Source organism: Kitasatospora sp. GP30 (assembly GCF_029892145.1).
GTDB classification, from domain to species: domain Bacteria; phylum Actinomycetota; class Actinomycetes; order Streptomycetales; family Streptomycetaceae; genus Kitasatospora; species Kitasatospora acidiphila.
On record NZ_JARZAH010000073.1, the window covers coordinates 1 to 14,277 of the forward strand.

At 70.7% G+C, this 14,277-nt stretch carries 13 protein-coding genes; 7 read left to right on the plus strand and 6 right to left on the minus strand.

Annotation, left to right across the window (positions count from 1 at the left end; translation table 11 throughout):
• Positions 1-932, plus strand: a 932-nt coding sequence (locus P3T35_RS39515) for a fibronectin type III domain-containing protein (protein WP_280709719.1), incomplete at its 5' end; no start/stop codon positions are given.
• A 130-nt stretch (positions 933-1,062) separates the two neighbouring features.
• Here the strand turns inward: P3T35_RS39515 and P3T35_RS39520 are convergent.
• Genes P3T35_RS39520 through P3T35_RS39530 form a run of 3 tightly spaced genes read right to left on the minus strand, consistent with a single transcriptional unit; the run spans position 1,063 to position 3,880 of the window.
• Complete coding sequence (locus P3T35_RS39520; protein ID WP_218976614.1) at positions 1,063-1,545, minus strand: Rieske (2Fe-2S) protein; 483 nt, start codon at positions 1,543-1,545, stop codon at positions 1,063-1,065.
• 23 nt (positions 1,546-1,568) lie between these two features.
• On the minus strand, positions 1,569-2,939 hold the full coding sequence (locus P3T35_RS39525; RefSeq protein ID WP_101378411.1) for an ABC transporter permease: 1,371 nt from the start codon (positions 2,937-2,939) through the stop codon (positions 1,569-1,571).
• Positions 2,936-3,880 carry an ABC transporter ATP-binding protein gene (locus P3T35_RS39530; RefSeq protein ID WP_101378412.1) on the minus strand — a complete coding sequence of 315 codons (945 nt, stop codon included), beginning with the start codon at positions 3,878-3,880 and terminating at the stop codon, positions 2,936-2,938. The genes P3T35_RS39525 and P3T35_RS39530 overlap by 4 nt, the downstream gene beginning before the upstream one ends.
• A gap of 259 nt (positions 3,881-4,139) precedes the next feature.
• Between P3T35_RS39530 and P3T35_RS39535 the strand changes: the two genes are divergently transcribed.
• The 3 genes from P3T35_RS39535 to P3T35_RS39545 are packed head-to-tail and all read left to right on the plus strand — an operon-like array spanning position 4,140 to position 6,805.
• The gene (locus P3T35_RS39535) at positions 4,140-4,274 is read left to right on the plus strand and encodes a hypothetical protein (RefSeq protein ID WP_280709723.1); all 135 of its coding nucleotides are present in this window, start codon (positions 4,140-4,142) and stop codon (positions 4,272-4,274) included.
• Between the two features lie 48 nt (positions 4,275-4,322).
• The gene (locus P3T35_RS39540; RefSeq protein WP_180356248.1) at positions 4,323-4,475 is read left to right on the plus strand and encodes a hypothetical protein; all 153 of its coding nucleotides are present in this window, start codon (positions 4,323-4,325) and stop codon (positions 4,473-4,475) included.
• Positions 4,472-6,805 (plus strand): TOMM precursor leader peptide-binding protein, encoded by a 2,334-nt coding sequence (locus P3T35_RS39545; protein WP_280709725.1) that lies wholly within the window; start codon positions 4,472-4,474, stop codon positions 6,803-6,805. The genes P3T35_RS39540 and P3T35_RS39545 overlap by 4 nt, the downstream gene beginning before the upstream one ends.
• A 191-nt stretch (positions 6,806-6,996) precedes the next feature.
• Here P3T35_RS39545 and P3T35_RS39550 read toward each other — a convergent pair whose 3' ends face one another.
• From P3T35_RS39550 to P3T35_RS39560, 3 genes are all read right to left on the minus strand, one after another.
• Positions 6,997-8,439, minus strand: coding sequence for an APC family permease (locus tag P3T35_RS39550; protein ID WP_218976615.1), 1,443 nt, complete (start codon positions 8,437-8,439; stop codon positions 6,997-6,999).
• Between the two features lie 202 nt (positions 8,440-8,641).
• Positions 8,642-8,995: a hypothetical protein gene (locus tag P3T35_RS39555; protein ID WP_101378414.1), complete on the minus strand. Its 354-nt coding sequence runs from the start codon at positions 8,993-8,995 to the stop codon at positions 8,642-8,644.
• A 500-nt stretch (positions 8,996-9,495) separates the two neighbouring features.
• Positions 9,496-10,977, minus strand: coding sequence for a PucR family transcriptional regulator (locus P3T35_RS39560; RefSeq protein ID WP_101378415.1), 1,482 nt, complete (start codon positions 10,975-10,977; stop codon positions 9,496-9,498).
• A 184-nt stretch (positions 10,978-11,161) separates the two neighbouring features.
• Here P3T35_RS39560 and speB point away from each other — a divergent pair, with 184 nt between their 5' ends.
• The 3 genes from speB to P3T35_RS39575 are packed head-to-tail and all read left to right on the plus strand — an operon-like array spanning position 11,162 to position 14,097.
• Positions 11,162-12,109 carry an agmatinase gene (gene speB / locus P3T35_RS39565; protein ID WP_101378416.1) on the plus strand — a complete coding sequence of 316 codons (948 nt, stop codon included), beginning with the start codon at positions 11,162-11,164 and terminating at the stop codon, positions 12,107-12,109.
• A 34-nt stretch (positions 12,110-12,143) separates the two neighbouring features.
• On the plus strand, positions 12,144-13,658 hold the full coding sequence (locus tag P3T35_RS39570) for a cytosine permease (protein ID WP_101378417.1): 1,515 nt from the start codon (positions 12,144-12,146) through the stop codon (positions 13,656-13,658).
• Between the two features lie 34 nt (positions 13,659-13,692).
• Positions 13,693-14,097 carry a nuclear transport factor 2 family protein gene (locus P3T35_RS39575; protein WP_101378418.1) on the plus strand — a complete coding sequence of 135 codons (405 nt, stop codon included), beginning with the start codon at positions 13,693-13,695 and terminating at the stop codon, positions 14,095-14,097.
• Positions 14,098-14,277: the final 180 nt, after the last annotated feature.

Below are 14,277 nucleotides of genomic sequence, written 5' to 3' on the forward strand. Positions count from 1 at the left end.
CCCAGAACCCGAGCCACACCTACAGCACCGCGGGCACCTACACCGCGACCCTGACCGTCACCGACAGCGCCTCACCGGCCAACACCGCGACCTCGACGGTGACCATCACAGCTTCACCGATCGCCGCGACGCCGCCGGGCGCGCCCACCGGCCTGACGGCGACAGCCGGAACCGGGCAGGCCGCACTGAGCTGGACGCCGCCGTCCAGCACCGGCGGCGAGAACATCACCTCGTACAAGGTGTACCGGGGCACCGCCAGCGGCGGCGAGACGCTGCTGACCAGCGGCGGCTGCAGCGGTCTCGGCGCGGTGACCTCCTGCACCGACACGGGTCTGACCGCCGGTCAGACCTACTACTACAAGGTCAGCGCGGTGAACGGCGTGGGCGAGGGGGCGCAGAGCAACGAGGCGTCCGCCACCCCCACCGGCTCAGGCTGCCAGGCACAGCAACTGCTCGGCAACCCGGGCTTCGAGAACGGCAGCTCCAACCCCGCGCCGTGGACCGTGACTTCGACGCACAGTCCGGTCCAGGTGATCAACAGCAGCAGCTCGGAACCGCCGCACGGCGGCACCTGGGACGCTTGGCTGGACGGCTGGGGCAAGTCCACCACCGACACCCTCGCCCAGACCGTCACGCTGCCCAGCGGTTGCAGCACCTACAACTTCAGCTTCTGGCTGCACGTCGACACGGCCGAGACCTCGACGACCACCGCCTACGACACCCTCAAGGTGCAGGTGCTCAACAGCTCCGGCAGCGTCCTGAGCACCTTGGCCACCTACTCCAACCTCAACCACAACACCGGATACGCGCAGCACACCTTCAACCTGGGCGCGTACGCCGGCCAGCAGGTGACGCTGAAGTTCACCGGTGCTGAGGACTTCGAATACCAGACTTCGTTCGTGCTCGACGACACCGCGATGAACGTCAACTGACGTCCAACTGACGTCTGCTGATGTCTGCTGCGGCTGATCCGATCGCGGCTGATCCGATCGCGCAAGGCGGCGCCGGATGGTGCACCGGGAGGTGCACCATCCGGCGCCGCCCGCCTTTGCGACCGAGCTCTCAGGAGATGCTGATCTGCCCGCCGGACACCGCGACCGGGACGACGGTCAGGGGCACGGCGGCGGGACCGTTGACCACCGAGCCGTCGGCCATGCTGAACCGGCTGCCGTGGCAGGGGCAGTCAATGGTCCCGTTCCCGACCGAGGAGACGGTGCACCCCTGGTGGGTGCAGACCGCTGTGAAAGCCTTGAACACCCCGGTGCTGGGCTGGGTCAGGACGACCGGGTGGTCCTTCAGGATGAGCCCACCGCCCACCGGGACGTCCGCGGTGCGCGCCACGACGATCGACAAGGTCGTGCCGTCCGCGGAACCGTCGGAGGGACTGCTCGCGGCGCCGGGCCGGGTACTGCCCGCAGCGCCGGGCCGCGGGGACGAGCCGCCCGCGGAGCCGCCGCTGCACGAGGCGCAGCCGACACCGGTGACGGCCACGGCACAGGTGGCCAGCAGGGCGCGGCGGGAGGTGCCTTCGGACGGGATGGACATGGTCTCCTCCATAACGGTCGGGCTCAGTGGCCGGGGAGCAGATCGACGTTGCCGTCGAACTGCCACAGCGGGTTCGGCACGACCTTTCCCCCGGTGACGATCAGGAAGTAGCCGTTCACTTGGACCGGTCCGTCTCCGTCGGCGATGTAGCGCCCGTTCGGGGTGACATCGAGCTGGTAAATGGCTTGGGCGGCGACGTTGTAGCCGGGGACGTTCCAGGTGACGGTGCAGCGCCAGTCGTTCCCGGATCCCTCCTGTGCGCCGAGCCCTTCGCTCTTGTCACACGCCGCGAAGGTCTGAAGCTGCGCTTCGGTGACCGGCGGCTGGCGCATCTGCTCTTGCTGGAGTCGGTAGAGGTGAGCGAAGGCCGTGGCCACCGACCGCTGCACCTTGTCCTGGTTGATGCCGGAGCCGCCCGCTCCGGTCGTCACCGCGACGACACCGACCGTCGCGGCCAGCACCCCTGCCAGCGGGAGGACACCCAAGGACAGCACCCTGCGTCCAGCGCCGTCGTTGTTGAGGTTGGTGAAGTCCCGGCGGAGGAACAGCAGGTAGGCCAGGGCCGTCGCAACGACCGCCCACACCAGGCTGACCCCGACACCGATGAGCAACGGCCCGAGTTGCTGGGGATCGGCGAACAGGCCGTTCCAGGAGATGAAGGCGTAACCGGGCAGCGCCAGGCGCACCACGACCGGCAGCGGCAGCATCTGCGCCACCTGCATCCCGAGGGCGGCGAGCATCGGCAGCAGCAGGCCCATCGGGGACCGGCCCAGGGCGACGGACCCGAGCAGCCCGATGGCCGCGAGGGCGAGCGTCGGCGCCAGCACGCAGGCCCAGGCCAGCAGGACCTTGCCGGCCGCGTCCCCGCCGGTGAGCTGGTGGCCGTCCAGACCGACCAGCGGCTGGTCTCCCTCCGCGAGCAGTCCGCCGACCGCGCTGGAGGCGGTGAGGCCTGCCACGAGCAGCAGGATCACGGTCACGCTGGCGATCGCCTTGGCCGCGAAGATCCGCCGGTGCGAGCGGACCGCGATGAGGAGATGGCGCCAGGTGCCCAGCCGGTCCTCGGTGGCGAACACGTCGCCGGCGACCATCGACGTGACCAGCGGCAGCGCCCACGTGCTGGCGACGCCGAGCACCACCAGTGACCCGGCCCAGCCGGTGGCGTGCATCCACCGGCCGAACAGGGTGTCCGAAGGCAAGGTGCTCTGCTGGTCGATCGCGAAGACCAGCACGCCCGGACCGAGCCAGCACAGCCCGATCAGCAGGCGCACCCGCAAGGTGGAGAACTGCTTGACCAGCTCGAAGCGGAGGATGCGGGCGACCGGGACCGGGCGCGCGCTCGCCGTCCCAGCCTCAGGCCCAGCTGCGGCAGTGTCGGCGACGGTCGTGGTCATCGGCTGGTCTCCTGCTCGGTGAGGGCGAGAAACGCGGCTTCCAGTGGCGACACGACTGGCACCAACTCGCGCACCGCGATGTCCTGGCGCACGATCCGCGCCACGAGTCCGTCCAGAGCAGCCACCCGCGCGCGTACGACCATCACGTCGGTGTCCGGTCGGGCAGCGCCGTGGGAGTCTTCGACGATGCTTATGCCGGGCGTTTCGACCGCGATGACGCGAGCCGCGGACGGGTCCGAGGCGCGCAGCCGGTAGTCGAGTTCGCGGTTCTCGTCGGAGAGCTTCTTCACCGGGCCGGAGAAGACCACGCGCCCGGTGGCCAGGATGGTGACCTCGGAGCACAGCGCCTCCAGATCGTCCATCCGATGGCTGGACAGGACGACCGTGACGCCTTCGGAGGCCAGCCGGCTGAGGACACCGTGCACGTGCTTCTTGCCCACCGGGTCCAGGCCGTTGGACGGTTCGTCGAGCACCAGCAGCCGCGGCCTGGTCAGCAACGCCGCGGCCAGCCCGAGCCGTTGGCGCATGCCCAGGGAGAAGCCGCGGACCTTGCGGTCGGCGACGTCGGTGAGCCCGACCTGCTCCAGGGCCTCCCCGACACCCGCGGCAGGCGCGTCACCAGAGCGCAGCGCGACCAACGTCGCAAGGTTCTGCTTCGCGGTGAGGCTGGGGTAGAGGCCGGGCCCGTCGACGAACCCGGAGACACCGTCGGGTGCGGCCGGCGCGCGTCCCACCGGAGCGCCGAGGATCTCCAGACTCCCTTCGTCGGCGACGGCCAGCCCCAGTAACAGGCCGAGAAGCGTGGTCTTGCCGGCACCGTTCGGGCCGACCAAGCCGTGGATCTGACCTTGCGCCACGCTCATGTCGACTCGGTCGAGCGCGACGACATCACCGAAGACCTTGGTGATGCCGCGGCTCCTCACCGCGAAGGGTGTATCCATCCGTCCCTCCCTCAGCCAGAGCTCATCTGGCTGAGGGAACCTATCCCCGCGTGCGTGACGCTAAGCCTCGAAACGACTGAATACCCAAGGAACGGGACAGGGCTACTTGCTGACCTCGCACGCCTCGGTCCGGCGCCGGTACGGCCTCTGACTGGTACTCAGCTGACGATTTCTCTTGACGCAGCTCCGATGATCCACGCAGACTGCGGTCTCATCCAGGTTCGAATGACCTGCTGTGACCGCACTATTGGGGGATCCGATGAACATCACCACTGCCGAGCCGACTGCCGCTGGCGAGCTGCCCGTCCTGGTCATCGAGAACCTCGACCAGCCCACCGACGTGGCCCTGTTCACCCTCTGCGTCTGCGCCCGGGACGCCCGCAACGAGGCCTGAGCCTCAACCGCACCGCGCGACCCACACCACACACCACCAGGGGACTCCATGAACATCACCGCCACCGAGACGGCCACCGCCGAGCAGCCCGTCCTGGTCATCGAGAACCTCGACCAGCCGACCGACGTGGCCCTGTTCACCTGGTGCTACCAGGCCTCCCAGGACGGTGAGCGCGTCGGCGGCGGGTGCTTCACGGCGTGACAGGGTTCATCGGGTTCAAGCGTCACCTGCATGCCGAGGTGGTCACGGGCGACGCAACCTACCTGCTCTCCGAGCGGGAGGTGCTGGCGCTGCAGGGCGCGCACGTGGCGGCGGTCGCTCCCCTGCTGGACGGCAGTCGCGATCTGGCCGCTGTGCAACGGGAGTTGGAGCCCGAGGTGGCGGCCGCCCAGGTCGAGGCGCTGGTCGGCGCGCTCGACCGAGCGGGGCTCCTCGCTCACCGTTCGGTGCCCGATCCCGCCGGACCGGGCAGCCTGGACGAGCAGGACAAGTACGCGCAGGAGGCCTACTGGGACCTCGCCGGGCTGCCCGGCGAGCAGGCCCGGGCCCGGACGGCCACCGATTCGGTGACCGTCCGGGCCACCGCCGGGGCCGACCGCACGGGCCTGCGCGCCGCAATGGTCGAGGCCTGCCGCCAGGCCGGCCTGACCGTCACCACCCCCACCAACGAGGCCGCCGACGACGAAAGCGCCGCGCTCACCATCGTGGTCTGCGAGGACTACCTCTCCCCCGACCTGGCGCAGTTCGACGCCGAGCAGCGGGCCACCGGCCGGCCCTGGCTGCTGGTCCGGCCGGCCGCCGCCGAGCCCTGGGTGGGCCCGGTCTTCCAGCCCGGCGAGGGCGCCTGCTGGCACTGCCTGACCCACCGGCTGCGGGCCCACCGCGCCTCGGAGCTGCCGGTGCGACGCGCCCTCGGGCTCAGCGGCCCCGCCCCGCGGCCGAGCGCCGTCGTCCCGGCGGTCCGCGCCACGGCACTGCACCTCGCCGCGCTCGAAGCGGCCAAGTGGCTGGCCGGACTGCGTCACCCGGGCCAGTCCGCGATCCACACGCTGAACAGCCTCACCCTCGCCGGCCGCGACCACCAGGTGCGCAAGCGCCCGCAGTGCCCGCAGTGCGGTGACCCGGATCTGGTCGCCCGGCAGGTGGCGCGGCCGGTCGCCTTCGCCTCCCGGCTCAAGGTCGCCGGGGCCGGCGGCGGGCACCGCTCCCTGACGCCACGCCAGATGCTGGACCGCTACCGTCACTTGGTCAGCCCGGTGACCGGGCTGGTCCAGGAGCTGCGCCGGGACCAGCGCGGCCCGGAGTTCCTGCACGGTTTCACCTCGGGACGCAATCTCGCGATGGGCTCAGGCACGCTCGTCGGGCTGCGGGCCGGCCTGCGCAGTGTCAGCGGCGGCAAGGGCGTGACCGCGTTGGACGCCGAGGTCGGGGCACTGTGCGAGGCGCTGGAGCGGTACTCGGGCAGCCTGCAGGGCGACGAGCCCCGGATCCGCGAGCGCCTGAGCGCCCTCGGACCGGAGGCCGTGCACCCCGACGCCTGCCAGCTGTTCGACCCGCGCCAGTACCACGGGCGGGAGGCGTGGAACGCCCGGCAGATGGCCTTCCAGCACATACCCGAGCCGTTCGACCCGGACGTGCCGATCGACTGGACTCCGGTCTGGTCGGTCGTCGACCAGCGGCAGCGGCTGCTGCCGACCGCGATGCTGTACTTCGACGGCGGGCTGCACGAGGACGTGCCACCGATCGCCGGCAGCCGCTTCGTGTACGCCGACTCCAACGGCAACGCGGCCGGGAGCAGCTTCGAGGACGCGGTGCTGCAGGGCTTCCTGGAGCTGGTCGAGCGGGATGCCGTCGCGCTGTGGTGGTACAACCGGACCCGTCAGCCCGGCGTCGACCTGTCCCGGTTCGCGGATCCGTGGGCGACCGAGCTGGTCTGCGTCTACGCCTCGATCAACCGCGAGGTGTGGGCCCTCGACCTCACCGCCGACCTGGGTGTCCCGGTGTTCGTCGCGCTGTCGCGCCGCACCGACAAGCCGGCCGAGGACATCGTGTTCGGCTTCGGCGCCCACTTCGACCCGGCACTGGCCCTGCGCCGCGCGCTCACCGAGATGAACCAGCTGCTGCCCGCCGTGGTGGCCGCGACCGCAGACGGCGCCGGGTACACGCTGCGCGATCCGGAGCTGATCTCCTGGTGGCAGGACGCGACGGTGGCCAACCAGCCCTATCTGCTGCCCGCCGAGGAGCTGGCCGGGCGCTCCCCCGCCGACTTCGACTACCGTCCGCGCGCCGATCTGCGCGAGGACCTGAGCGCGGTCGAGGAGTTGCTACGCGGGCACGGACTGGACCTGCTGGTGCTCGACCAGACCCGCCCGGACATCGGCCTGCCCGTGGCGAAGGTGATCGTCCCGGGGCTGCGGCACTTCTGGGCCCGCTACGCACCGGGCCGGCTCTACGACGTCCCGGTCCGCCTGGGCCGGCTGGCCGCCCCGACCCGTTATGAGGACCTCAACCCGATCCCGCTCTTCATCTGAGCGGGCGTCGGACGCCGCGGGAGCGCTGCCCCTGCCGAAGCCTTATCCAGGGCTGTGACCTGTGCGTTCTTATGAATGCCGGGTCGGCCGCGCCCACCTCGGCGGCGCCCGGTGGTCCACCCCGGCACACCCGCGCCGAGGCCGCCCCATCACGGCGGCGGCCTCGGCGCCCCGGCGGCGCCCGCCGGGGCTCAGGCGTCGAGCCTCAGGTCGACCGAGCGCCCGGTCCGCCGCCGGACCACCAGGATCGCGACGCCGACCGCCAGCCAGCAGGCGCCGCCGATCTGCGCGTGCGGGCTCGCCTTCCAGAGCACGTAGCCGATGATCAGGAAACCCAGCAGCGGCACCACCAGGTGCATGCCGTAGGTGCGTTGCCGCCGGCGGATCAGGAACCAGCTCGCCACCGAGAGGTGCAGCAGCAGGAAGGAGAACAGCGCGCCGAAGTTGACCAGCGAGGACAGCAGCGCGACCTGGCCGACCAGGGCGAGCCCGAGCACCAGGCTGATCACGGCGACCAGGAAGACGGCCCGCTCGGGCACCTGGCGCTTGGGGTTGACGTGGGCCAGGAAGCGCGGCAGGAAGCCGTCCCTGGCCATCGAGAAGAGCAGCCGGGAGGTCGCGGCCTGGGCGACCAGGGCGTTGGCCACCGCCGCAGCGAGCGCGCTGGTGATGGCGACGACGTTCTTGAGCCAGACCCCGCCGGCGATCCTGGCGACATCGTAGAAGGCGGTGTTCTCCGCCGCCTGGCCGGGCAGGCCGGTGCGGCCGGGCAGCAGCAGCGCGGCCAGATAGGACTGGACGACGAAGAGGGCCGCCACGATGCACAGCGAGAGCAGGGTCGCCCGGCCCACGACCCGCGCGCCGCCCCGGACCTCCTCCGCCAGCGTGGAGATGGCGTCGAAGCCGAGGAAGGAGAGCGCCGCCACAGACAGCGCCGAGAAGACCACCGAGACGGAGAAGACCTGCGGGTTGTACAGCGGGTCCAGGCTCCAGTGCGCCCCGCCCACCCCGCGCGCGATGGCGGAGACGCTCAGCCCGACGAACAGGGCCAGCACGATCAGCTCGGCCAGCAGGAAGAGCTTGTTCATCAGGGCCGTGGTTTCGATGCCGAGCAGGTTCACGGCGGTGTTGAACACCACGAAGACAACGATCCACAACCACTGCGGCACGCCGCCGATCACCGACTGCAGGGCCACCGCACCCGTCACATAGAGCAGCGTTGGCACGAGCAGGTAGTCCAGCAGGATCGCCCACCCCGCCAGGAACCCTGCTTCCGGGCGCAACCCGCGCGCGGCGTAGGCGTAGACCGAGCCGGCGATCGGGAACTCGCGGGACATCTCGCGGTAGCCGAGAGCGGTGAAGACCATGGCGACCAGACCCACGAGGTAGGTCAGCGCCACCATGCCCTTGGAGAGCTCGAAGACCACTCCGAAGATCGCGAACGGGGCGATCGGGACCATGAAGACCATGCCGTAGACCAGCAGGTCGCGCAGGTCGAGGGTGCGGCGCAGCTGCTTCTGGTAGCCGAACCGGGCGAGCGGGTCCTCGTCGGCCGATGGCCCGGGGGTCCTGCCGTGCTGGTCCGGCATGGGTCTCCGTCCCGCGCTGTGGTCGGTGTCCTGACTACTGGTCATTGTGCGCCGTATGCTCAGGAGATGCCGACGGACGCGTAGGACACAGCCACCTCCTGGTGGGGTTTGGGGCGTGCTAGGGGGAGGCCATCCCATCCACCTTCTGGTGACCGGCAGGTGGCCTCCGTGTTCAGCACCGCTGACGTCTACGGGAGTGGGTCTGCGAGCGGTGCGCCGAACGGCGCAAACGGGGAGAGCGCCGACGTCAACACCATGGGTGCCGCATCGATGTCGGCATCAGTCCGCCCTGGTAGGTGAAGTCGACACTCGGGTCGAGTTCGAGCGAGCCGGACAGCGTGCCTGAGGCGCCGCCGGGCAGGGGGACGCTGTCGTTCACGTCCAGTTCGAGCGCGGCCGAGGCGCCGCCGCTGGCGCCGTTGGGGTTCGGAACGTAGGAGGCCTTGAGGTCCCTGAGCTGTGGCGTGATCTGGATGTTGTGCGGATCGACCGCGCTCTTGATGTCGGCCCAGGCCTGGCCGAGCAGTTCGGAGATGCTGGCCGGGCGGGTACTGACGACCACCTTCCCGCCCGTGGCGGGCTGGACGCCGGTGATCGCCAACAGCGCGCCGTGCGGCGCGACGGCGGACGGGGGCTGTCGATCAGCTGACCGGTACGGACGGCACCCCGCAACTCGCCGAACATCCCGGCGCGAGCGTCACCGCAACGCGACGCGCGACTCGATGGCAGCAGTCGGCGCCTCGGCCTTGCGGCCGCCTCCGGGCCGACGGCCAGGAGCACCTGCTGCACGGGTCGTGGATTCGGCCGGCCTTCGCGCGTGCGAGGCAGGGCGCAGGGCGGCGGTGGAGAAGGCCAGGATGAAGGTACGCAGGCATGCTGCTGCCTTGAACGCCCTGGAAGCCGACGGGCGCCCACGTCGGCCTGACGCTCAGTCATGCGATCTGGGCTCCCCGCCTTTGACTCCTCCAGAGCTGATCCCACCGCCCCCGGTGCTCGAAGGACCCGCCCGCCGAGACGCGGTCATCGACCTTCGGTGAAACTCCACTCCAGGCCGGGACCGGGGACCTCCGACGAGATGCCGGGTTCCGGAGGCGGTCCACCTCACCTGTCCGAGACGGACCGTGTGTCCTGCCCGTTCATCAGGCCGAGCTGTGCCGCGGCCCGGATCGCGAGCCAGACCTCGGCAAACGCCCCGGTGGAGGACAGGTCGCGTCCGGTGATCTCGGCGAACCTGCGCAACCTGTAGGCGAGGGAGTTGGGGTGGATGTGGAGGGCGGCTGCCGCGTCGTCGGTGCGGCGGTCCCGTTCCATCCAGGTCCGGACCGAGGGCAGCATCTGTGAGTTGTGGGCGGCGTCGTACCGAAGGGCGGCGCCGAGCACGTGCTCGACGAGTGCTGCCAGCACCACGGGATCATCGGGGAGCCAGCGGCCCGCGGTGTCGTCGCCATACCTGACCAGTGGCCGGCCCGACTCGGTGGCGTTGGAGGCCGCCCAGAGGGCTTCGCGCTGGGCGACCCGCAAGGGCTCACCGGGAGGGAAAGGGCGGCTCATGCCGGCAGCGACGCCGGGCATGGCCGCGACAGCCTGGCCGAGATCCGGCGATCCGAGCACGTACCGGTCCTCCCCGCGGCCGAGCAGCAGGTGCGGCTGCCCGTCCAGGCTGCGCAGCAGGGCGTCCTCGCTGACGCCGCGTACCACCAGCAGGGCCGTCTCCCCTTCGATGGAGTGCCGCAGGAGCCGGCGGCGTGCCGTCGCCGGGTCGAGGACATCCTGCAGTAGCTCGGCGAGGATCTCCGCGCCTTCACGGCGCAGGGTCTCGCGCTCGGTGCGGACCATGGCGAGTTGGAGCGCGGCCACGGTGGCGATGTGCTGGACGACGGCGAGCCCGGCCGGGCGGGCGCCCTCGCGTGCGAACGCGATCAGGAATCCGGCGGGGCCGCCCGGCGCGAGCACCGGCAGGGCGAACCCGCCCGGGATGGTAGGTGGGGCGTCCGTCGAGGCCGGGATCACGCCGGGGTCGGGCGCGGGAACCCCTGGCAGCAGCGGGCGCCCCTGCGGAGTGCAGAGGTACACGTCGTACCCGGACAGTCGTTCCAGTCGTTGGAAGAGGGTGGCTGTGTCGAGGTTCTCGGAGGCCAGCCAGCGCAGGGCCCCGAAGACCTGGAGCTGGGCGCCGAGCCGTTGCCGGGCGTCCTCCTGCACGGCGGCCGCGACCTCCTGGGCGACAGCGATGAACGGCACGGCCAGCGGGACCTGCAGCACGGGCATGCCCCGCTCCTCAGCCGCCGCGAAGAACGCCTTGTGCAGCGGTGGTACGTGCAGTTGCGCGGAGAGCGCCAGCGCCGCGACTCCGGCGTCGTCGAGCCGCTCCAGGTAGGCCCGCTGGCGGGCGGCCGCACGGGGGATCGCGAGTCCGGTCGTCATGATCATCTCCGCGCCCATGAGCCAGGGCGTGGGATCGTCCAGCTCGCTCACGTGCGCCCACGACACCGCACGCCCAAGCCCGCCCTCGCCGGCCAGGAGCCGGAGCTGGAGGGCCGGGAACGACAGCAGGTCCTCCACGGTCAGTTTGTTCCTGTCCACAAGAATGACGGTACATCTTCGGGAATGAACCAATTGCTGTCGCGGTGGACCGCCCCCCAGACTGGGCGAAGTCCGGCTGCCGCATCCCCCCGAGCGGCAGCCGGCAACCTCACCGCCCCGCAGGCCTGAACCGTTGATGCGCCGCTTGCGAGAGGGCTGTGCCGCTCAGAGAGGAACCACTCCCATGACCGAACCCAGAGGTCCCGTCGACTCCTCCCGGATCCCGCGGTTCGCAGGCCCGGCCACGTTCGCACGGCTGCCGCGGCTGGACGAGGTAGGGCGGTGCGACGTCGCGGTAGTGGGCGTGCCGTTCGACAGCGGGGTGTCCTACCGGCCGGGTGCCAGGTTCGGCCCGGCGGCGGTGCGCGAGGCCAGCCGGCTACTGCGGCCGTACCACCCGGGCCTGGACGTCTCACCGTTCGCGCAGATGCAGGTGGCCGACGCCGGGGACATCGCCTGCAACCCCTTCGACATCAACGAGGCCGTCGAAACGATCGAGCACGCCGCGGGCGAACTCATCTCCGGCGGCGCGAGGCCGGTCACCATCGGCGGCGACCACACCATCGCACTGCCGCTGCTGCGCGCCCTGTCCAAGAGGCACGGCCCGATCGCGGTCCTGCACTTCGACGCCCACCTGGACACCTGGGACACCTACTTCGGCGCCGAGTACACCCACGGCACGCCGTTCCGCCGAGCGGTCGAGGAGGGGATCCTCGACACCGAGGCGCTCAGCCACGTCGGCACCCGCGGCCCCTTGTACGGAAAGAAAGACCTGGAGGAGGACCGCCGGCTCGGCTTCGGCATCGTCACCGCCGGCGACGTCCTTCGCAAGGGGGTGACAGAGGTCGCGGACGCGCTGCGGCAACGGATCGGCGACCGCCCGCTCTACGTCTCCGTCGACATCGACGTGCTCGACCCCGCGCACGCCCCCGGCACCGGTACCCCCGAGGCCGGCGGCCTGACCAGCCGCGAGCTGCTGGAGATCCTGCGCGGCCTGGCCGGCGCCAACCTGGTCGGCGCCGACGTGGTCGAGGTCGCCCCCGCCTACGACCACGCAGAGATCACCTCCGTGGCCGCCTCGCACGTCGCCTACGACCTGATCAGCCTGCTCGCCCTCACCAAGAGACCCTGACCCCGCCCCCACACCGCGCCACCCGGAGTCCCCTATGTCTCAAACCTCAGCCCCCGCCAAGACCGGGACCACCGCCGAGACCACTCGGGCCAAGGTCACCGAGGTGGAGCCCCACGGCGTCGCCCCCATCCCGCCCGAGGAGCAGACCTCCCGGCCGCTGGACCTGTTCCGGCTGGTCTTCGGCGGGACCAACACCTTCGCGACGATCATCCTGGGCACATTGCCCATCGCCTACGGCCTCGGTTTCTGGGCCTCGGCCTCGGCTGTCGTCGCGGGCGTGGTCGCCGGCGCGCTGATCCTGATGCCGATGGCGTTGTTCGGCCCCCGCAACCGGACCAACAACGCAGTGTCCTCCGGGGCGCATTTCGGTGTGGTCGGCCGCTGCGTGGGATCGTTCCTGTCCCTGCTCACCGCGATCGCGTTCTTCTCCATCTCCGTGTGGGTCAGCGGCGACGCGATCGTAGGCGCCGCCGGCAGGCTGTTCGGCATCAACGGCGGGGACACACTGCGCGCCACGGCATACGGCGTAATCGCCATCGCCGTCCTGATCGTGTGCATCTACGGCTACCAGTTCATGCTCCTGATCAACAAGATCGCGGTCGTCGCCGGCAGCGCGATCATGCTGCTGGGCATCGTCGCGTTCGGCGGCTCCTTCCACGCCTCCTTCGCGGGTAGCGGCCACTACGCCCTGGGCAGCTTCTGGCCCACCTGGGTTCTCGCCGCGCTCACCGCGCTGGCCAACCCCGTCTCCTTCGGGGCCTTCCTCGGAGACTGGTCCCGCTACATCCCCGACCGCTACAGCCCCGCCCGGCTGATGGCCGCCCCCTTCCTCGCCCAGGTCGCCAGCCTGCTGCCCTTCCTCTTCGGCGTCGCCACCGCCACCCTGGTCGCCGACCCGAACAACTACGTGGCCGGCCTGGCCGCCGTCTCCCCGCTCTGGTACGCGATGCCGCTCATCGGGATCGCCCTGATCGGCGGCCTGTCCACCGGCACCACCGCGCTCTACGGCACGGGGCTGGACTTCTCCTCGATCTTCCCGCGCCTGAGCCGGGTCCAGGCCACGGTCCTGATCGGAACCCTGTCGGTCGCCTTCATCTTCGTCGGGAACTTCGTCCTCGACATGGTCGCCAGCATCAACGCCTTCGCGACCCTGATCGTGCTGTGCACCTCCCCGTGGATGGCCGTCATGATGATCGGATACTTCGTCCGCCGCGGCTTCTACCTCACCGACGACATCCAGGTTTTCAACCGCGGCCAGAAGGGCGGCGCCTACTGGTTCAGCAACGGCGTGAACTGGCGCGGCATGGCCGCCTGGATCCCCGCCACCACCGTGGGCCTCCTGATGGCCAACACCCCACTGATCGCCGGCCCCTGGCGAAACATCGCCGGCGGCATCGACCTGAGCCTGATCGCCACCCTCGCCGTCGCCGCCGTGCTGTACACCGTGCTGCTCATCGCCTTCCCCGAGCCCCGCGCCGTCTTCGGCCCGGCCGGCCCCCGCCTGGTCCCCGCCAAGGACACCCCGCTGGCCCCGGTCACCGCCGAATGACCACCACCGCACGATCCGCTCCCTGGAGTTCACGATGAACAACACCGGACCCGCCGCAGAGGTGCGGGCCGCCGCAGCCGCCCTGGTCGCCGCCTTCGCCGACGGCCGACTCGACGACTACTTCGCCGCCTTCGCCGCGGACGCGACCTTCCTCTTCCACACCACCCCACAGCGCGTCACGTCCGTCGAGGAGTACCGCCGCCTGTGGCAGAGCTGGGAAGCGGAAGACGGCCTACGGATACTCGGCTGCAGCTCCACCCGGCCCCTGGTCCAAGTCCTCGGCGACACCGCCGTCTTCAGCCATCACGTCGAGACACTGGTCGCCACACGGGCGGGCGAACAGACCCTCCGCGAGCGCGAGACGATCGTCTTCAGCCGCCGGGGCACCAACCACTGGCTCGCCGTGCACGAGCACCTGTCCGCAGCCGCCGAGGACTGACCACAGCCGCACACGGCAGTTCGCACCGACATCAGTGAACGACGAGGAACGACAGATGAGCACGTTTCACAACTACGTCAACGGTGAGTTCGTCGACGCGGCCGACGGCCGCACCCTGCAGATCGTCGACCCGACCACCGGTGAGGCGTACGCGACCTCCCCGCTGTCCGGCGCCGCGGA